The following is a 19040-nucleotide window of genomic DNA, read 5'->3' on the forward strand; positions in this document are numbered from 1 at the left end:
CTCAGGCGAGGGTGACTCGCTCCGGTGGTATGGGATACTGACTTCGGGTGAACGTCGCTGTACCAGCGTCGGACACCCGGATGAAGACTTCGACAAGCGCGACGATCGCGTTCCCGTGATGCGGCGCGGCGTGTCAAGCCGTCATTCAGTACGGCGCCGAGTGGGTTCGTTCGGAGCTGCTCGGAGCGAGACCATCACAAGCCCGGGAGAAGTGACCCGGGCACACAGTGAAGCCCTCGCGTGGCCGCGTCGATTAGACGCGCCCGGGGGCTTGAGGAGAATACGTGGTAGACGGTGCCCCATCTTCAGACCCGGAAAACGAGCCGACACAGCGTGAGGACCTGCCGGACCGCCTGAGAGTTCACTCACTGGCGCGAACGCTGGGAACCAGTAGCCGTCGGGTGCTGGATGCGTTGAGTGCGCTCGATGGGCGGATTCGCAGCGCCCATTCCAGTGTGGACCGCGTCGATGCGGTCCGGGTGCGCGACCTGCTGGCCGAGCAACCTGCCGAGGAGGGCCAGGCCGAGGAGGGCCAGCAAGCTCCTGACGCCGTGGCCGCTGAGGTGCCCGATGCGCCCGGCGAACCCGCCGAGCCCGAATCGCGCCTGATGCTGGAAACCCAGGAGACGGTGCAGGTCGTCGAGACCTGGGTGGAGCGGCCGCACTACATGCCGCTGTTTGTCGCACCCCAGCCGATTTCGGAGCCCGTCGCTGGCGACGATGCCGATGACGAGTCGGGCGACGAAGGTGACGATGACGAAGAGCAGGCCGACCGGCCGGCCAACCGGCGCCGCCGCCGGGGTCGGCGCGGGCGCGGCCGCGGGCGCGGCGAGCAGGGCGCAAACGACGGTCAGGACCAACCCGGCGACGATGGTGACGATTCCCCGCAGAAGACGGGGGGCAACTCCACGTCATCGGACGACAGCGAGGCGCAAGACGGCGCTGACTCCGAAGAGTCGGACAACGGCGACGACGACAACGGTTCGGCCGACGGCGCCAGCCGGCGTCGGCGCCGGCGCCGGCGCCGCAAGTCGGGTGCTGGTGATGACGGCGACGAGGGTCCGGCCCCGGATGACCCGCCCAACACGGTCGTACACGAGCGTGCCCCCCGCTCCGGCGGCAAGTCGGGCAACTCGGATAGCGGTGACGATTCCGGTGGCAACGAGGTCAAGGGCATAGACGGCTCGACACGGCTGGAAGCCAAGCGGCAGCGCCGCCGCGACGGGCGTGACGCCGGACGGCGCCGCCCACCGGTGTTGAGTGAGGCCGAGTTCTTGGCTCGTCGCGAGGCGGTCGAGCGGGTGATGGTGGTGCGCGACCGGGTTCGCACCGAGCCGCCCCACCCGGGCTCGCGTTACACCCAGATCGCGGTGCTTGAAGACGGCATCGTCGTTGAGCACTTTGTGACCTCGGCTGCTTCTGCCTCCCTGGTGGGCAACATCTACCTGGGGATCGTGCAGAACGTGCTGCCTTCGATGGAGGCGGCATTCGTGTATATCGGTCGTGGCCGCAACGGCGTGCTCTACGCCGGTGAAGTCAACTGGGACGCGGCGGGCCTCGGCGGGGCCGACCGCAAGATCGAACAGGCTCTCAAGCCAGGCGACTACATCGTTGTGCAGGTCAGCAAGGACCCGGTCGGCCACAAGGGTGCCCGACTGACGACACAGGTATCGCTGGCGGGCCGCTATCTGGTGTACGTGCCGGGTGCGTCATCGACCGGGATCAGCCGCAAGCTGCCCGACACCGAACGTCAGCGGCTCAAGGAAATCCTGCGTGAGGTGGTGCCCTCCGACGCCGGCGTGATCATTCGAACCGCGTCCGAGGGTGTCAAAGAGGACGACATCCGTGCGGACGTCACCCGGCTGCAGGAGCGCTGGAACCAGATCGAGGCCAAGGCCGTCGAGATCAAACAGAAGGCCGCGGGCGCCGCGGTAGCGCTCTACGAAGAGCCCGACGTGCTGGTCAAGGTCATCCGGGATCTGTTCAACGAAGACTTCGCCGGGCTGGTCGTATCCGGGGACGACGCGTGGGACACCATCAACGAGTACGTGAGCTCTGTTGCCCCTGATTTGGTTTCCAAGCTGAGCAAGTACGAACCGGCCGTCGGGTCGGAGGGGCAGGTCGGGCCGGATGTCTTTGCGGTGCATCGCATCGACGAGCAACTGGCCAAGGCAATGGATCGCAAGGTGTGGCTGCCCTCGGGCGGCACTCTGGTGATCGACCGGACCGAAGCGATGACGGTGGTCGACGTCAATACCGGCAAGTTCACCGGTTCCGGCGGAAACCTCGAGCAGACGGTGACCAAGAACAACCTGGAGGCCGCCGAGGAGATCGTGCGCCAGCTGCGGCTGCGCGACATCGGTGGCATCGTGGTGATCGACTTCATCGATATGGTGCTGGAGTCCAACCGTGACCTGGTGCTGCGCCGGCTGACCGAGGCGTTGGCCCGCGACCGGACCCGTCACCAGGTGTCGGAAGTGACTTCGCTGGGTCTGGTCCAACTGACTCGCAAGCGGTTGGGGACCGGGCTGATCGAAGCCTTCTCAACCTCCTGTCCGCACTGCAGCGGCCGTGGGATTCTGCTGCATGCCGACCCGGTGGATTCGGCGCCGACGACTGGACGTAAAGCTGACTCGGGTGGTCGGCGGAACCGCCGATCGAAGAAGAACCGCGCCGAAGAGCCCAGCGAGAAGGAGGCCGTGGCCAAGGTTCCCACCCACGCTCCGGGCGAACACCCGATGTTCAAAGCCATGGCCGCGAGTTCGTCATCGGAGGCCGAGCACGGTGACGGGGAAGTCGAGGAGTCCGGCGAGGAGTTGACCGCCGCGGTCGACGACCAAACCGCGGTTCAGGTGGCCCTTGATCTCGGCGAGACCGAAGAGTCCGAAGAGACCGACGGGTCCGACGAGACCGACGAGACCGACGAGACCGACGATTTTGATGACGACTCGGACGACTCGGACGAGGACGACGACACCGACGAGACCAACGACACCGACGTTGACGCCGATGAGGACGAAGACACCGACGAGGACGTCGACGGGGACGAAGACACCGAAGACGACGACGAACTCGACGACGACCTCGACGAGGACGATCTCGACGACGACGACGACCTCGACGAAGACGACGACGACCTGGATGACGAGCTGGATGACGACGATTCGGATAGCGACGACGAGGATGGTGAGAGCGAACTCACAGAGCCGGCTGCTGGCCGTCCCGCAGCCCTCGAGGTCACCACGATTGCCGAGCGCCCGCGCCGGCGGCGTGCGGCCGGCGCGGGCGGTCCGCCCATCCATCTGGGCTGATGACAGGGCGAGTGAAAGACCTGGTGATAGGGCTATGGGAGGGCTGGTGACAGGTTCAACGCACCAACCCGCTGGACGCCAGGAGCCAGTTTGACCCTGTAGCCGCTGGTCACGTACCCTCGGAAAGTTGTCATCAGGCGTTTGCCGAGCGTTGACGTCTCGGCCGGTGACAGCGGGACAGATGAAGTCCCCAAACCAGACCAGCACGCGTAAGCAGTCTTTGCGCGTGCCCACGAGAAGCAAGCACAACAACGAGTAGAGGTGCACCCACGATGGCGACCTACGCAATCGTCAAGACCGGCGGCAAACAGTACAAGGTTGCCGTGGGAGACGTGGTCAAGGTCGAGAAGCTCGAATCTGAGCCCGGTGCGAAGGTATCGCTGCCGGTCGCCCTGGTCGTTGACGGTGCCGCCGTCACCTCCGATGCCGACGCCCTTGCCAAGGTCGCGGTGACCGGCGAGGTGCTGGAGCACGTCAAGGGCCCCAAGATCCGGATCCACAAGTTCAAGAACAAGACCGGCTACCACAAGCGGCAGGGTCACCGTCAGCAGTTGACGGTCCTTAAAGTCACTGGCATCAAGTAGTAGCGGAGACCAGACACATGGCACACAAAAAGGGCGCGTCCAGCTCGCGCAACGGTCGTGATTCCGCCGCACAGCGGCTGGGGGTCAAGCGGTTCGGCGGCCAGGTCGTCAAGGCCGGCGAAATCCTGGTTCGCCAGCGCGGTACCAAGTTCCACCCCGGTGTGAATGTCGGACGCGGCGGTGATGACACGTTGTTCGCCAAGGCGGCCGGTGCGGTCGAGTTCGGCATCAAGCGTGGACGCAAGACAATCAACATCGTGGAGCCGGCCACACAGGACGCCTAGTCGCGTCCGCCTCCAGGTCGAGATCGACGTTTTGCAGCTGAGTTCTCGCACAAAGTCTGCAAAACGTAGATTTCGTCCGGGAAAGGATATGTAAGGAAGCCCGATGCCTCGGTTCGTCGATCGGGTCGTCATTCACACCCGAGCGGGTTCCGGCGGTAATGGCTGCGCCTCGGTTCATCGTGAGAAATTCAAGCCGCTCGGTGGTCCCGACGGCGGTAACGGCGGGCGCGGCGGCAGCGTCGTCTTTGTGGTAGATCCACAAGTGCATACCCTGCTCGACTTCCATTTCCGCCCGCACGTCACCGCGGCGTCAGGCAAACAGGGCATGGGCAGCAACCGGGACGGCGCTGCCGGTGCAGACTTGGAAGTCAAAGTTCCCGACGGCACCGTCGTACTCGACGACAACGGCCGGCTGCTTGCCGACCTGGTGGGAGCCGGCACCCGCTTTGAAGCCGCCGCGGGTGGTCGCGGCGGGCTGGGCAACGCAGCGCTGGCGTCGCGGGCGCGCAAGGCGCCAGGCTTTGCCCTGCTTGGTGAGCCGGGACAGGCCCGTGACCTCACCCTAGAACTCAAGACCGTCGCCGATGTGGGGCTGGTTGGATTCCCCTCCGCCGGAAAATCCTCGCTGGTGTCGGTCATCTCGGCGGCCAAGCCCAAGATCGCCGACTATCCCTTCACCACCCTGGTTCCCAACCTCGGCGTGGTCGCTGCCGGTGGTCACTCATTCACCGTCGCCGACGTTCCCGGTCTGATTCCGGGCGCCTCACAGGGCCGGGGGCTGGGGCTGGACTTTCTGCGGCACATCGAGCGCTGCGCGGTGCTGGTACATGTCGTGGACTGCGCCACCGCTGAACCGGGCCGGGACCCTATTTCCGACATCGACGCGCTGGAGGCCGAATTGGCGGCCTACCAACCCACGCTGCAGGGCGATGCGGTGCTCGACGACCTGGCCGAGCGGCCACGTGCGGTGGTGCTCAACAAGATCGATGTGCCCGAGGCCCGCGAGCTTGCCGAGTTCGTTGAGGACGAGCTCGCGCAACGCGGCTGGCCGGTATTTCTCGTATCCACGGTCACCCGGGAAAACTTGCAGCCGTTGATCTTCGGGCTGTGGCAGATGGTCTCGGAGTACAACGCGGCTCGGCCGCAAGCCGCGCCGCGACGGCCGGTGATCCGCCCGGTTCCGGTCGATGACAGCGGCTTCGACGTGCAGGCGGACGGACACGGGGGCTTCGTGGTGACCGGCGCTCGACCCGAGCGTTGGATCGGCCAGACCAACTTCGACAACGACGAGGCCGTCGGCTACCTGGCCGACCGCCTGGCGCGGCTGGGGGTCGAGGAGGAGCTGCTGCGGTTGGGGGCAAAGCCGGGGTGCGCGGTCACCATCGGTGAGATGACTTTCGACTGGGAGCCGCAAACGCCCGCGGGTGGTCACGTCGCAATGTCCGGTCGGGGTACCGATGTGCGGCTGGAACGCAGCGACCGCGTCGGTGCGGCCGAGCGCAAGGCTGCCCGCCGCCAACGTCGTGAACGCGATGACGATTGATGGGCAGCCCGCACCGCGAAGCCATTCGCACCGCCCGCAGTGTCGTGGTCAAGGTTGGGACGACGGCACTGACCACGCCATCGGGGGTGTTCGACGCCGGCAGGCTGGCTGAACTGGCCGACGCGATCGAGTCGCGGATGAAGGCCGGTACCGACGTCGTCATCGTGTCTTCGGGGGCGATCGCTGCCGGCATCGAACCGCTCGGACTATCACGTCGGCCAAAGGACCTGGCGACAAAGCAGGCGGCGGCCAGCGTCGGTCAGGTGGCGTTGGTGAACTCGTGGAGTGCCGCCTTCGCCCGCTACGGCCGCACGGTAGGGCAGGTGTTGTTGACGGCACACGACATTGCGATGCGGGTGCAGCACACCAATGCCCAGCGCACACTGGACCGGCTGCGGGCACTGCATGCGGTGGGAATCGTCAACGAGAACGATACGGTTGCTACCAACGAGATTCGCTTCGGCGACAACGATCGGCTTTCGGCGCTGGTAGCGCACCTAGTAGGTGCGGACGCCTTGGTGCTGCTGTCCGACATCGACGGCCTCTACGATGCCGATCCACGAAAATTCCAGAACGCCAGATTCATTCCCGAGGTGTCCGGTCCGGCCGACCTCGATGGAGTAGTCGCCGGACAAGGCAGCCACCTGGGCACCGGCGGCATGGCGTCGAAAATGTCGTCGGCGCTGCTGGCCGCGGATGCCGGAGTTCCGGTGTTGCTCGCTCCTGCGGCGGATGCGGCGGCCGCACTCACCGATGCGTCGGTGGGCACCGTCTTCGCCGCGCGGTCCGAACGCATGTCGGCCCGCCGATTCTGGGTACGCTATGCGGCCGAGTCCGCCGGATCGCTGACCCTCGACGAAGGTGCTGTGCGGGCCGTCGTCGGGCATCGGCGCTCGTTGCTGCCGGCGGGCATCACGGCAGTGGCGGGCAAGTTCTTTGGCGGCGATGTCGTTGATCTGTGTGGGCCCGACGCGACGATGGTGGCCCGCGGTGTGGTTGCCTATGACGCGACGGAGTTGGCCGCCATGATGGGCCGGTCCACCTCAGAGTTACCCGGTGAGCTGCGCCGGCCCGCGGTCCACGCCGACGACCTTGTCGCGGTGTGAGCGAGGTGGCGCCGGCCGCCGAGCCGGGAGGCTCGACGACCGCCCCAGTGGTTCCGTGACGGGCCGTTGCTGATGTCGACGGTGTTTCGGCGTCAAGGGCTTTGAAAGGCGCGGGATTCGGGTTCCGGCCAGATCGCCAGCGGCAAGTCCGTTGCGAGCGACTCAACCCGGGCGATGGCCGCTCCGCTCGCTCGCCGAATCGGCGGGAATCGTTGGTTCCGCTTCGGAAGCGACGCCGAGCCGTTGTGACCAATCTTCTTAGTGATGAGACGACTATCGCCGAGTGATCGGCCTATGTCCACAGGTAGAGGCCTTGCGCTGAGATTTTTGTGTGAGGGCTTGGGGCCGTGAGGTTTTCAACTTTCTATGGTGATTTCGCTGCACCGGCGGTGCTCGGTCTGTCCGGCTATCGTGGGGCCTCGTCGGAGATGACGGAGGTCTTGATGTCATTCGTGAGCGTGGCGCCCGAGGTAGTGGCGACGGCGGCTTCGGATTTGGCGCGCATTGGTTCGTCGATCGATGCGGTCAACGCAGCGGCGGCGGGCGCCACGACGACGGTGCTGGCCGCCGGTGCCGATGAGGTGTCGGTCGCGATCGCGGCCTTGTTCGGCACCCATGCCCAGGAATATCAGGCCATTAGCACCCGGATCTCGGCCCTCAATGAGCGCTTTGTCGCGCTGTTGACCGCGGGGAGCAACAGCTACGCGGCTAGCGAGTCGGCCAGCGTCTCGTGGTTGCAGGCCGTGGAGCAAGACGTGCTGGGTTTGGTGAATGCACCCAGCCAGAACTGGTTTGGGCGGCCGCTGATCGGCAATGGCGCCGATGGGGTGGCGGGGACCGGGCAAGCCGGTGGGGCTGGCGGAATTCTGTGGGGTAACGGCGGCGCCGGCGGCTCCGGCGCGGTCTGTCAATCCGGTGGCGCCGGCGGGTCGGCGGGGTTGCTCGGCCATGGCGGTGCCGGTGGGGCCGGGGGGCAGGCCGGGGCTTCCGGTACCGGCGGTGTCGGTGGGGCCGGCGGCGCCGGCGGATGGCTGTACGGCAACGGTGGAACCGGGGGAGTTGGCGGTGCGGGCCCGGTCAACGGGGGTGTTGGAGGTGCCGGCGGGCGGGCCTGGTTGCTGGGTGCTGGCGGGTCCGGTGGTGCCGGGGGACAGGGGCTTGGTCTAAACGGGGGTGCCGGCGGGTCCGGCGGAAACGGCGGTTTATTCGGCATCGGCGGCACCGGCGGTGCCGGTGGTGACAGTTCCGGCTCCGGTAGTGCTGGGGCCGGTGGCGATGGCGGTCATGGCGGGTTGTGGGGTCGGGGCTGGGCTGGCGGTATCGGCGGAGTCAATTCGGACTCTGGCGATGGTGGGGCCGGTGGCGGTGGCGGCGATGGCGGACGGCTGTTCGGTAGCGGTGGCGCTGGCGGGGCCGGCGGAACCGGCGCGGTCGCCGGTAGCGGCGGTGACGGGGGCGCCGGTGGCTCTGCTGTCGGGCTGTGGGGGTTGGGCGGTCACGGCGGCGCGGGTGGCGACGGTGCTGTCGGTCTGGCAGGCGGTGTTGGTGAGGCGGGTGGTGAGGGCGGCAGTGCCGGCAACGGTGGTGCCGGCGGGCTCGGTGGTTGGCTGATCGGCTCCGGCGGGGCGGGTGGCCTCGGAGGTGTTGGTGGCGCCGGTGGCGCGGGCGGGGCCGGGGCTGCCGGGATCGCGCCCGGGAGCAACGGCGGCAATGGCGGCAGTGGCGGCGTTGGTGGTGCCGGCGGGGCGGGCGGTTCTGGCGGGCAGGGCGGCTTTTTGCGGTTCCTGGGCGGGCAGGGTGACGGTGGCGCCGGTGGCACCGGCGGAGCCGGCTCCACCGTCGGTGCCCACGGGGCGGATGGGTTCAGTCCCATCACTGGTGGTAACGGCGGTGGCGGTGGAAACGGTGCCTCCGGTCCAGCCGCGTCTGCCGGGGTTGCCGGTGGGGCGGGTGGTGCCGGCGGTGATGGCGGGTTGTATGGCAATGGCGGCGCCGGTGGGGACGGCGGTGATGGTGTGGCCGGTGGCGGGGGGCGGATGCCACCGCGGCTGGCGGATCAGGCGAGAACGGCGGCATGGGCGGGGCCGGTGGCATGGGTGGTGCCCTGGGCGGTCACGGTGGCGCAGGCGGGTCCGGTGGTGTCGGCGCGGCCGGCGGGTCCGGCGGGCTTGGTGCTACCGGCGCTGAGGGTGTGACCGGGGGCAACCTTCATGGCGGTGACGGTGGCAGTGGGGGCAAGGGTGGTGTCGGCGGGGCCGGTGGTGACGGTGGCGCCGGCGGTAAGGCTCAGGTCGCGGGATTCGCCGACGGCACCGAGGGTGTCGGCGGGGCCGGTGGTGAGGGCGGATCCGGCGGTGTCGCTGGTGACGGTGGTAAGGGTGCCGACGCGGCGGCGTTCTCGGGTGCGGCCGGGGGTAACGGTGGGCATGGTGGCGATAACGGTGCCGGTGGCGCCGGTGGTACCGGCGGAGCCGGCTCCACCGTCGGTGCCACCGGGGCGGATGGGTTCAGCCCCATCACCGGCGGCAACGGCGGTGACGGTGGAAACGGCGCCTCCGGTCCAGCCGCGTCTGCCGGGGGTGCCGGTGGTGCCGGCGGTGATGGCGGGTTGTATGGCAATGGCGGCGCCGGTGGGGACGGCGGTGATGGCGTAGTCGGTGGCCAGGGGGCGGATGCCACCGCGGCTGGCGCATCCGGGGAGAACGGCGGTGATGGCGGGGCTGGCGGCATGGGCGGGGTCGGTGGCATGGGTGGTGCCCTGGGCGGTCACGGTGGCGCCGGTGGGGTCGGTGGTGTCGGCGCGACCGGTGGTGCGGGCGGGCTTGGTGCTACCGGCGCTGAGGGTGTGACCGGGGGCAACCTTCATGGCGGTGACGGTGGCAGTGGGGGCAAGGGTGGTGTCGGCGGGGCCGGTGGTGACGGTGGTGCCGGCGGTAAGGCTCAGGCCGCGGGATTCGCCGACGGCACCGAGGGTGTCGGCGGGGCCGGTGGTGAGGGCGGATCCGGCGGTGTCGCTGGTGACGGTGGTAAGGGTGCCGACGCGGCGGCGTTCTCGGGTGCGGCCGGGGGTAACGGTGGGCATGGTGGCGACAACGGTGCCGGTGGCGCCGGTGGCACCGGCGGAGCCGGCTCCACTGACGGGGCCCACGGCGCGGATGGGTTCAGCCCGACCACCGGCGGTAACGGCGGTGACGGCGGCAGCGGCGGCAGCGGTTTTCAAGGTGTGAAAGGTGGTGCCGGCGGGGTCGGCGGTGACGGCGGGTTGTATGGCACCGGAGGCACCGGAGGCACCGGAGGCACCGGGGGCACCGGGGGCATCGGCTTCAACGGCAGCACCACCATCGGAGGCGGCAACGGTGGTGATGGCCACACCGGGTTGACCGGTGGTGACGGTGGCGCCGGGGGCAAGGGTGGTGCCTTGGCCGGCCACGGCGGTGACGGTGGTACCGGTGGTGTCGGTGGTACCGGCGGCACCGGTGGTAGCGGTGGTACCGGTACCTCTGGCATTTTCTCCTCCGCAAACGGTGGTGACGGCGGCAACGGCGGCAACGGCGGCAACGGCGGCAACGGCGGCAACGGCGGCAACGGCGGCAACGGCGGTGACGGTGGTACCGGCGGGACCGGTGGTGTCGGCGGCCTAGGCGGCCAGGCTCAGGCCGCGGGATTCGCGGACGGCACCCAGGGCGTCGGCGGCGCGGGCGGCGTGGGCGGGACCGGCGGGAACGCCGGCAACGGCGGCCACGGCGCAAACGCGGACGTTGGCTCCGGGAAGGCCGGCGGCAACGGCGGCGACGGCGCTACCGGCGTGAACGGCGGTGCCGGCGGGTCCGGTGGTGACGGCGGGCTCTACGGCAATGGCGGCGACGGTGGTGACGGCGGGAACGGCGGCAAGGGCCAGGTCGGCTCCACCGGCCCTGTGGCAGGTAGCGCGGGCGGAACCGGAGGAACTGGCGGCACTGGCGGTCAGGGCGGTGCCGGTGGCAGCGGGGGCGCGTTGGCCGGTCACGGCGGTGATGGCGGTAGCGGTGGAGACGGGGGTACCGGGGGTACCGGCGGTACCGGCAGAAATGGTGCGAACGGGATCACCGGGGCCGATATCGATGGCGGGTCCGGCGGTAAGGGCGGAAATGGTGGGACCGGCGGAGCTGGCGGTGCCGGTGGACAGGGCGGTCAGGCCCAAGCCGCGGGTTACTCCGATGGAACGCAGGGCGTTGGTGGTGCTGGCGGGGACGGTGGGACCGCCGGAATCGGCGGGGACGGCGGTGACGGCGCCAACGCGGTAGCGGGCTCCGGTGAGCGTGGTGGTGACGGCGGACATGGGGGTGACCCCGGTAACGCCGGGGCCGGTGGCCAGGCCGGCGCCGGTCCCACATCTGGCGGAAACGGCAAAGCCGGGTCCGGCGTAACCACCGGTGGTAACGGCGGTGACGGCGGAGACGGCGGCAGTGGCGCTATCGGCGTCAAAGGTGGTGCCGGCGGGGCCGGTGGCGACGGCGGACTCTACGGCAATGGCGGAAACGGCGGTGATGGTGGAACCGGCGGGAAGGGCACCGTCGGGGACAGCGGTGCCACATTGTCCGCGGACGGCGATAGGGGCGGGGCTGGCGCGACCGGTGGTGTCGGCGGGGCCGGTGGCGACGGCGGTGCCAAAGGCGGCAACGGTGGCCTCGGCGGGTCCGGCGGTACCGGTGGCATGGGCGGTACCGGTGGCGATGGTGCGCATGGAGCAGACATGGCTTCTGGCAGCGGCGCTAACGGCGGCTATGGCGGCTACGGCGGCTTTGGTGGTGTCGGAGGTGCCGGTGGTACCGGCGGCGTCGGTGGTCAGGCTCACGCCGCGGGGTTCACTGACGGTGCCACCGGGGCCGGCGGCGACGGCGGACAGGGGGGTACCGGCGGCCTCGGGGCCTGGGGAGACAATGGTGGTAAAGGAGCTGACGGGAGCATCTCTGGTCCGCCACAGAATGGCGGCAAGGGCGGTGACGGCGGAGGTGGGGGCCCGGGCGGGCTTGGCGGTCAAGGCGGCCTGAGTGGGGACGGATCAAGTACGGGCGCGGCCGGCGAGCTCGGCACTTTCGGCAACGGCGGCTCAGGCGGAAACGGTGGCATCGGCGGAAATGCCACTGGTTTCAACGCACCCGGTACCGGCGGCGCCGGCGGCGACGGCGGCAACGGGGCCTTTGGTGGCTCGGGAGGAACCGGTGGCAGAGGTGGCTACTCCAGCGTGGGTACCGGTGGCGCCGGCGGTGACGGCGGTATGGGCTTCGGGGGCATAGGTGGCGGCGGCGGCACTGGCGGCCAGGGTGGTAGCGGAGTTGATGCCCAGGGTATTGGTGGTGCCGGCAACGGCGGGGTAGGCGGCAACGGCGGTGACGGTGGTGACGGCTGGGATGCTCCTGGCGGCCAGGGCGGCCAGGGCGGCCAGGGCGGCCAGGGCGGCCAGGGCGGCCAGGGCGGCCAGGGCGGCAAGGGCGGCCAAGGTGGCAACGGCGGTGACGGATCCCCGCCCGTCCCTCCGTTCGGCGGCAGCAGCGGCGGCACCGGCGGCACCGGCGGCACCGGTGGCACGGGCGGCGCTGGCGGTGACCGGTTCGTCGATACCGAACTTGTCGGGATTGGCGGAGCAGGCCATGGTGGCGTGACCGGCGGCGGGCCGACCGGGCCGGCGCTGGTCGACGGCGGCCTCGGCGGCGCAGGCGGATCCGGCGGAACCGGCGCACACTAATCGCACCGGAATGCCTTCGCTCAGATCAGCGACCTGCCTGCCGAGGTCGTGGTAGGCCAATCCCGGTGCGTCATCGCAGCGACGTTGACGTGAGATACAGGGCACCCCATACGATTTCAGAGAGCGTATCGGCCAGTTCGGCGTCGAATTCGGGCGGTCTGCTCGGTAGGTTCTGATGACAGGTTCGCTCGACCATCCATGTGAGCGCGTTGGCCGTGGTGGTCGCGGATAGTTCGGGGCGGATTGAGCTATCGGCCTGGCCGTCCTCGATGATCCGGGCCAATCGCGCGGAGATGGCGGTCAGGATGTCCCGATATGTTTGTGCTGTCTGGGGGTCATAGCCGGCCATCTCGTTGAGGGCGATGAGGATCGGTTGATGACGGCGATAGCGGGCGATGATGGCGCACATCGCGGCTCTGACGTCGTCCGGATCGTGGCGCCAGGCCACGTCCCACCAATGCTGCGCGCCGGTGGCCAGGTCGTCGAACACCTGACCGGCCAGATGGCGCAGCAGGTGGCCCTTGTCATCGAAGTAGATGTAGAAGCTGGCGCGCGAAATGCCAGCCTCGGTCGCCAACCGATCGACGCTGAGCTCGGTGAAGCTGGCGCCATTGTTCATCAGTCGCTCGGTGGCCTCTAGCAGGCGGCATTCCATCTGCTCGCGCCGCTGCCGGCGGTTGGCCTGCGCATTTCGGGTGATGGACGCCATGTTTGCCCGGGCACCTCCTGGTCTTCGGACGAGCATAGCCAACCGCTCGACATATTGACTAGACATAGTGTCTAGACATAGCATCGTCGGTCTGTGACCGGGGTCATAGTTGATGAAGGAGAGCGGCGATGACGGCAATTTCGGCGAGCGTGCGGCCCTACGACACGATCGATCTGTCATCGCGTGCGTTCTGGGCATCGAGTGCGGCGCAGCGGGAGAGCTCATTTTCGGTGTTGCGGGCCGAACGCCCGGTGAGCTGGCACCCTCCGGTCGAAGACGCGCTCATCCAGGATCCCAGCGACCCGGGGTTCTGGGCGGTCACCCGGCGCGCTGACATCGTTGCGGTCAGCCGCACCAACGAGGTGTTCTTGTCCGGCAATGGCGTGCTGTTCGAGAATGTCCCCGCCGAACTGCTGGAAGCGTCACAGTCATTTCTGGCGATGGACCCACCGCGACACACCAAGCTGCGCAAGTTGGTCAGCGCGGCATTCACGCCCAGGCAAGTCCGTCGCATCGAGGACTCGATCAAGATCAACGCCAAGGGCATTGTCGAAGAGCTCCGGATGGCCGGCGGCGGTGTCGATTTCGTCGAGCACTGCGCCAAGGAACTGCCCATCCGCACCCTGTCGGACATGGTGGGAATTCCCGAAGCCGACCGTGAGCGGGTGGCACATGCCGCCGATGCGCTGGTCTCCTGGGCGGACCCCCGCTACCTGAATGGTCGAGAACCGCTGGCCGTGCTCTTCGAAAATCAGATGTATCTGCATCAGGTCGCCGCCTCTTTGGCCGCCGAGCGGCGGGACCGGCCCGGCGATGACCTGTTCAGCGCTCTGGTCAACGCCGAGGTGGACGGCGATAGGCTCACCGATGCGGATGTGGCGGCGTTTTTTGTGCTGCTTGCGGTGGCCGGTAATGACACCACCCGCCAGACCATCAGTCATGGCCTGAAGGCGCTTACCGACTTTCCCGGCGAGAAGGCTTGGCTGCTAGTCGATTTCGACACTCGCATTGGTACAGCGGTCGAGGAACTCGTTCGGTGGGCTACGCCGGTGATGACATTTCGCCTTACTGCGGCAGCGGATTTCGAGCTGGGCGGACAACTGATTCGTGCGGGGGAGAAGGTGGTGATGTTCTATGCCTCCGGAAACTGGGACGAGGATGCGTTCTGTCATCCCGAACGCCTCGATCTGAGCCGCAGTCCAAATCCCCACGTGGGCTTCGGTGGCGGTGGAGTGCACTTTTGTCTCGGCGCGCATCTGGCCCGCGCGCAACTGCGTGCCATCTTCGGCGAGCTACTTGTGCAACTTCCCGATATCCAAGCCGGTGATCCGGTCTACGTGCCCAGCAACTTCGTACACGCCATCCGCAGCATGCCCTGCACCTTCTGACGGTGCGGGACATGGCATCGGTCCAAGCGGATCATCGGCCTTTGCGCAGGGGCATCCGCTGGTCAAGCTGGCGATCAAAGACACTGCTAGCAAACGGTTATCGGTTCCACGTAAACCGCTGCGGCTAGTTCGGAAGCCAGCAAGACCAGCAGTTCAGAACAACCGCCGTCGACTTTGACGTCGGCCAGATCGTCTCCGCGGGTGTGGCCCCGGTTGATGATCGCGACCGGAATGCCCCGTGCCGCGGCGTGACGTAGAAACCGGTAGCCCGAGAACACGGTCAGTGACGAACCGGCCACGAGCAGCGCGTCGGACTGATCGACCAGTGAAAATGCTTGATCCACACGTTCTTTGGGGACACTTTCGCCGAAGTAGACGATATCGGGCTTGAGCATCCCACCGCAGCAGCGGCAGTCGATGTAGCGAAACGATTCGGTATCGGCGATAACAGCGTCCGCGTCGGGAGCCACGGCCAGGCCGCCGACGGCTTCGGCGCGCTCGATGAATCCCGGGTTGAGCGACTCGAGTTCGGCGGCCAGCGTCGAGCGGCTGATCGTGTGACCACAGCCCAGGCACGTCACCTGCGCATAGGTGCCGTGCAGGTTGACCACATTCTTGCTGCCCGCCTTGGTGTGCAGCAGATCGACGTTCTGGGTGATCACTCCGGTCACCACGCCGGCACGTTCGAGCGCGGCCAGCGCGCGATGGCCGGCATTGGGTGCGGTGTCATCCATGTGCCGCCAGCCAACATGATTGCGCGCCCAGTACCGCTGCCGGAAAACCGGGTCCGACGTGAACTGGCGGATTGTCATTGGATTGCTCGGCGGCGAATCGGGTCCGCGATAGTCCGGTATGCTGGAATCGGTGGAAATCCCGGCGCCGGTGAGCACGGCTATCCGGTGACCGGTCAGCGCCGCGACGAGTTCCGGGGATTCCACAGCCTCGAGAGTAGGCACGAATCAGCTTGCCTGCCAATCGGCCGTCGGACAATCGAGCGGTTTCGTGAGGCGGGTATCCGACCCGGTAGCGGCGCCGACGCGATGGGCGGCAGTGTCGCCGAACTCGGTGAGCAGACCGAAGCCGTTCAGGCCCAGGGGCGGGTGGGGCATGGGCGCCGCGACAACGCACCGAGCGGGACATCTTGCCTGCGATCTAGGCGCCCACCCGGACCCCTAGACAAGGCTCGTTGATCGGTTTCCGCCCGTCGTTTCGGTCTTCGGCGGTGGGAAGCCGATAATGGAACGACGATGGACTTCTACAACGCATACGGCCAGGGCTTTGTGCGCGTTGCCGCGTGCACCCACCACACCACGCTTGGTGACCCGGCGGCCAATGCCGCGTCGGTACTGGGGTTGGCCCGCCAGTGCCACGACGACGGTGTCGCGCTGGCGGTGTTTCCTGAGCTGACGCTGTCGGGCTACTCGATCGAGGACATCCTGTTGCAGGACGCTCTTCTCGACGCCGTGCAGGACGCGCTGCTCGATGTGGTGACGGCGTCGGCCAATCTGTTGCCCGTTTTGGTGATCGGCGCGCCACTGCGGTATCAGCATCGCATCTACAACACCGCCGTCGTCATTCATCGCGGAGCCGTGCTGGGGGTGGTGCCGAAGTCCTATCTGCCCACCTATCGCGAGTTCTACGAACGCCGTCAGGTCGCGGCCGGAGACGACGAGCGGGGCACCATTCGGGTCTGCGGCGCGGACGTGCCGTTCGGCCCCGACTTACTCTTCGCCGCCTCCGACCTGCCCGGCTTCGTGCTGCACGTCGAGATCTGTGAGGACATGTTCGTCCCCATACCGCCCAGTGCTGAGGCAGCGTTGGCGGGCGCGACGATACTTGCCAACCTGTCCGGGAGCCCGATCACCATCGGGCGCGCCGAGGACCGTGCGCTGCTGGCCCGCTCGGCGTCGGCACGGTGTCTGGCCGCCTATGTCTATGCCGCGGCGGGGGAGGGCGAGTCGACGACGGACCTGGCCTGGGACGGCCAGACCATGATTTGGGAAAACGGGGTGCTACTGGCCGAATCCGAGCGGTTTCCCCGCGGAGAACGCCGCTGCGTGGCCGACGTGGACACCGAGTTGCTCCGATCGGAGCGGCTGCGGATGGGCACCTTTGACGACAACCGCCGCCATCACCGGTCATTGGCGGACTCATTTCGGCCCGTCGTGTTCCGGCTGGATCCACCGGCCGGAGACATCGGGTTGCGGCGCGAGCTCGAACGCTTCCCCTTCGTCCCAGCTGATCCGCAACGGCTGCAACAGGATTGCTACGAGGCCTACAACATCCAGGTGTCCGGCCTCGAACAGCGGCTGCGGGCGCTCAACTATCCGAAGGTGGTCATCGGGGTCTCCGGCGGGCTCGACTCCACCCACGCGCTGATCGTCGCCGCTCGCGCCATGGACCGCGAAGGCCGCCCGCGCAGCGACATTCTGGCGTTCACCCTGCCCGGATTCGCCACCGGTGATCGCACCAAGAACAACGCGATCAAGCTGGCCAAGGCGCTGGGGGTCAGCTTCGAGGAAATCGACATCACCGAGACGGCCCGGTTGATGCTCGACACCATCGGGCACCCGTTCTCCAGCGGGGAGAAGGTCTACGACGTCACTTTCGAGAACGTTCAGGCCGGGCTGCGCACCGACTATCTATTCCGCATCGCAAACCATCGCGGCGGAATCGTGCTCGGCACCGGCGACCTGTCCGAACTCGGGCTGGGGTGGTCGACATATGGTGTCGGCGACCAGATGTCGCACTACAACGTCACCGCCGGCGTCCCCAAGACATTGATTCAGCACCTGATGCGCTGGGTCATCTCATCGGGTCAGTTCGACGAGCATGTGGACGAGGTATTGCAGTCGGTGCTGGACACCGAGATCACTCCCGAACTGGTGCCCACCGGCGAGGAAGAAGAATTGCAGAGCAGCGAGTCCAAGATGGGCCCCTTCGCGTTGCAGGACTTCTCGCTGTTTCATGTGCTGCGGTACGGATTTCGCCCCTCGAAGATTGCCTTTCTGGCCTGGCGCGCGTGGAGCGACTCGCAACGTGGCAACTGGCCACCCGGTTTCCCCGACGACAAGAGGCCGTCGTACTCACTATCCGAGATCCGGCACTGGCTGATGGTCTTCGCCCAGCGCTTCTATTCGTTCAGCCAGTTCAAGCGGTCGGCACTGCCCAATGGTCCCAAGGTGTCCCACGGAGGTGCGCTGTCTCCGCGCGGCGATTGGCGGGCTCCCTCGGACATGTCGGCGCGAGTCTGGCTCGACGAGATCGAAACCACCGTGCCGCGCGACTAGCCAGACAGACCGGCCGTAGCGGCCACGTCTGCTAGTTCCATCAATCCGCGAACACCGTTGGGCCCCTAAGGGTTTCCGCGACCGGAAGAACGGCCGCCTCGACGTGCGGGGTTCACCCAGGCTGGCCCTCGCTGCCGTTCTGGCCGGGGCGGCCGGACACCGCGCCGCCTCCGCCCCCCGCACCACCAGCGGTGCCGATACCGCCCGTACCGCCGTCACCGCCGTCACCGCCGTCACCGCCGTCACCGCCGTCACCGCCGTCACCGCCGTCACCGCTGTTGCCGCCGTCACCGCCGGCGCCACCGGCACCACCGCCATGACCGGCCACACCGGCGGAGCCGTCGGTGCCGTGGCCGCCCCGGCCCCGCCGGCCCCGCCGCGTTGACCGGACGCTCCGGACCTGCCGGCGCCGCCGTTGCCGACAAGCAGGCCGCCGTTGCCGCCGGCTTGCCCGGTGCCCGGTGCCCCGTTGGTACCGTCGCCGATCAGCGGGCGTGCCAGCAGTGCCTGGGTCGGCGCATTGATCAGGTCGAGCAGCGGCTGCAGGGGCCCGGCGTTGGCGGCTTCGGCTGTGGCGTAGGCGGTGCTGCCGGCGGTCAGGGCGCGGGTGAAGGACTCATGAAATTCGGCCACGCGAACACTGAGGGCCTGGTACTGCTCGGCGTGGGCGTTGAACAGCGCCGCGATGGCCGCAGACACGTCATCGGCGGCGGCAGTGGCTATCGCGGTGGTCGGGATCGCCGCGGCGGCATTGGCCGCGCTGACCGTCGAGCCGATCGCAGCCGCATCCGCGGCCGCAGTGGCTACCATCTCGGGCGTAACCAAAACGTACGACATCAAATTGCTCCTTTAGCTAGCCTCGGACAATGACGGAGGGGTTTCGCGCCGAGGTCAACCGATTCGGGCAGCGCCGCCGGCTATTGCGTGTGCGGTAAGGGCTGGATCGACTGTCGGGCCTTTCGCGCCAGCCCCAGCGGGCCAAGCAATTGAGGCGGGATGGGCCGATGGCGGGCAACCGTGATCACGGCCCCGTCGGCGTTGTTCGACGGCTCGCGATCCCAGGGCAGGCTTCCGGTCAAAAGGGTTACCTGGATGAAGAT

At 67.9% G+C, this 19040-nt stretch carries 11 protein-coding genes and 1 pseudogene; 9 read left to right on the forward strand and 3 right to left on the reverse strand.

Annotated elements, in window-relative coordinates:
* Positions 1 to 284: 284 nt before the first annotated feature.
* The 7 genes from MMSP_RS11385 (at position 285) to MMSP_RS29800 (ending at position 12553) form a co-directional block, all read left to right on the forward strand.
* Positions 285 to 3311 (forward strand): Rne/Rng family ribonuclease, encoded by a 3027-nt coding sequence (locus tag MMSP_RS11385; RefSeq protein ID WP_020786726.1) that lies wholly within the window; start codon positions 285 to 287, stop codon positions 3309 to 3311.
* Between the two features lie 272 nt (positions 3312 to 3583).
* A complete protein-coding gene (gene rplU, locus MMSP_RS11390; protein WP_011741441.1) occupies positions 3584 to 3895 on the forward strand; it encodes a 50S ribosomal protein L21 in 312 nt (103 codons plus the stop codon).
* Between the two features lie 17 nt (positions 3896 to 3912).
* Positions 3913 to 4179 carry a 50S ribosomal protein L27 gene (rpmA, locus tag MMSP_RS11395; protein WP_015356542.1) on the forward strand — a complete coding sequence of 89 codons (267 nt, stop codon included), beginning with the start codon at positions 3913 to 3915 and terminating at the stop codon, positions 4177 to 4179.
* A gap of 103 nt (positions 4180 to 4282) precedes the next feature.
* Positions 4283 to 5722: a GTPase ObgE gene (gene obgE, locus MMSP_RS11400; RefSeq protein ID WP_020725983.1), complete on the forward strand. Its 1440-nt coding sequence runs from the start codon at positions 4283 to 4285 to the stop codon at positions 5720 to 5722.
* Entirely contained in the window at positions 5722 to 6828 is a 1107-nt protein-coding gene (proB, locus tag MMSP_RS11405; RefSeq protein ID WP_011741438.1) for a glutamate 5-kinase, read from the forward strand. Before obgE ends, proB begins: the two co-directional genes overlap by 1 nt.
* Before the next feature lie 443 nt (positions 6829 to 7271).
* A complete protein-coding gene (locus MMSP_RS28365; RefSeq protein ID WP_235065728.1) occupies positions 7272 to 9023 on the forward strand; it encodes a PE family protein in 1752 nt (583 codons plus the stop codon).
* Complete coding sequence (locus MMSP_RS29800; RefSeq protein WP_020786728.1) at positions 9020 to 12553, forward strand: hypothetical protein; 3534 nt, start codon at positions 9020 to 9022, stop codon at positions 12551 to 12553. The genes MMSP_RS28365 and MMSP_RS29800 overlap by 4 nt, the downstream gene beginning before the upstream one ends.
* Before the next feature lie 70 nt (positions 12554 to 12623).
* On the opposite strand, the gene MMSP_RS11420 is transcribed toward MMSP_RS29800, so the two are convergent.
* The gene (locus MMSP_RS11420) at positions 12624 to 13262 is read right to left on the reverse strand and encodes a TetR/AcrR family transcriptional regulator (RefSeq protein ID WP_020786729.1); all 639 of its coding nucleotides are present in this window, start codon (positions 13260 to 13262) and stop codon (positions 12624 to 12626) included.
* 128 nt (positions 13263 to 13390) lie between these two features.
* Here MMSP_RS11420 and MMSP_RS11425 point away from each other — a divergent pair, with 128 nt between their 5' ends.
* The gene (locus MMSP_RS11425; RefSeq protein ID WP_020786730.1) at positions 13391 to 14650 is read left to right on the forward strand and encodes a cytochrome P450; all 1260 of its coding nucleotides are present in this window, start codon (positions 13391 to 13393) and stop codon (positions 14648 to 14650) included.
* Positions 14651 to 14736: 86 nt separating this feature from the next.
* Here MMSP_RS11425 and MMSP_RS11430 read toward each other — a convergent pair whose 3' ends face one another.
* On the reverse strand, positions 14737 to 15606 hold the full coding sequence (locus tag MMSP_RS11430; protein WP_015356534.1) for an NAD-dependent protein deacetylase: 870 nt from the start codon (positions 15604 to 15606) through the stop codon (positions 14737 to 14739).
* 291 nt (positions 15607 to 15897) lie between these two features.
* Here MMSP_RS11430 and MMSP_RS11435 point away from each other — a divergent pair, with 291 nt between their 5' ends.
* Positions 15898 to 17940 (forward strand): NAD(+) synthase, encoded by a 2043-nt coding sequence (locus MMSP_RS11435; protein ID WP_020786732.1) that lies wholly within the window; start codon positions 15898 to 15900, stop codon positions 17938 to 17940.
* 115 nt (positions 17941 to 18055) lie between these two features.
* Here the strand turns inward: MMSP_RS11435 and MMSP_RS29805 are convergent.
* Positions 18056 to 18777: pseudogene (locus MMSP_RS29805) on the reverse strand (PE family protein); the annotation flags it as partial.
* Between the last annotated feature and the right edge of the window lie 263 nt (positions 18778 to 19040).

Origin of the sequence: Mycobacterium sp. 012931 (assembly GCF_000419295.1) — a bacterium.
GTDB lineage: Bacteria > Actinomycetota > Actinomycetes > Mycobacteriales > Mycobacteriaceae > Mycobacterium > Mycobacterium marinum.

Excerpts from the sequence above, each read along its gene's own strand:
- rplU (WP_011741441.1), top strand. The coding sequence starts at position 3,584 with ATGGCGACCTACGCAATCGTCAAGACCGGCGGCAAACAGTACAAGGTT.
- rpmA (WP_015356542.1), top strand. The coding sequence starts at position 3,913 with ATGGCACACAAAAAGGGCGCGTCCAGCTCGCGCAACGGTCGTGATTCC.
- obgE (WP_020725983.1), top strand. The coding sequence starts at position 4,283 with ATGCCTCGGTTCGTCGATCGGGTCGTCATTCACACCCGAGCGGGTTCC.
- proB (WP_011741438.1), top strand. The coding sequence starts at position 5,722 with ATGGGCAGCCCGCACCGCGAAGCCATTCGCACCGCCCGCAGTGTCGTG.
- MMSP_RS28365 (WP_235065728.1), top strand. The coding sequence starts at position 7,272 with ATGTCATTCGTGAGCGTGGCGCCCGAGGTAGTGGCGACGGCGGCTTCG.
- MMSP_RS11420 (WP_020786729.1), bottom strand. The coding sequence starts at position 13,262 with ATGGCGTCCATCACCCGAAATGCGCAGGCCAACCGCCGGCAGCGGCGC.
- MMSP_RS11425 (WP_020786730.1), top strand. The coding sequence starts at position 13,391 with ATGACGGCAATTTCGGCGAGCGTGCGGCCCTACGACACGATCGATCTG.
- MMSP_RS11435 (WP_020786732.1), top strand. The coding sequence starts at position 15,898 with ATGGACTTCTACAACGCATACGGCCAGGGCTTTGTGCGCGTTGCCGCG.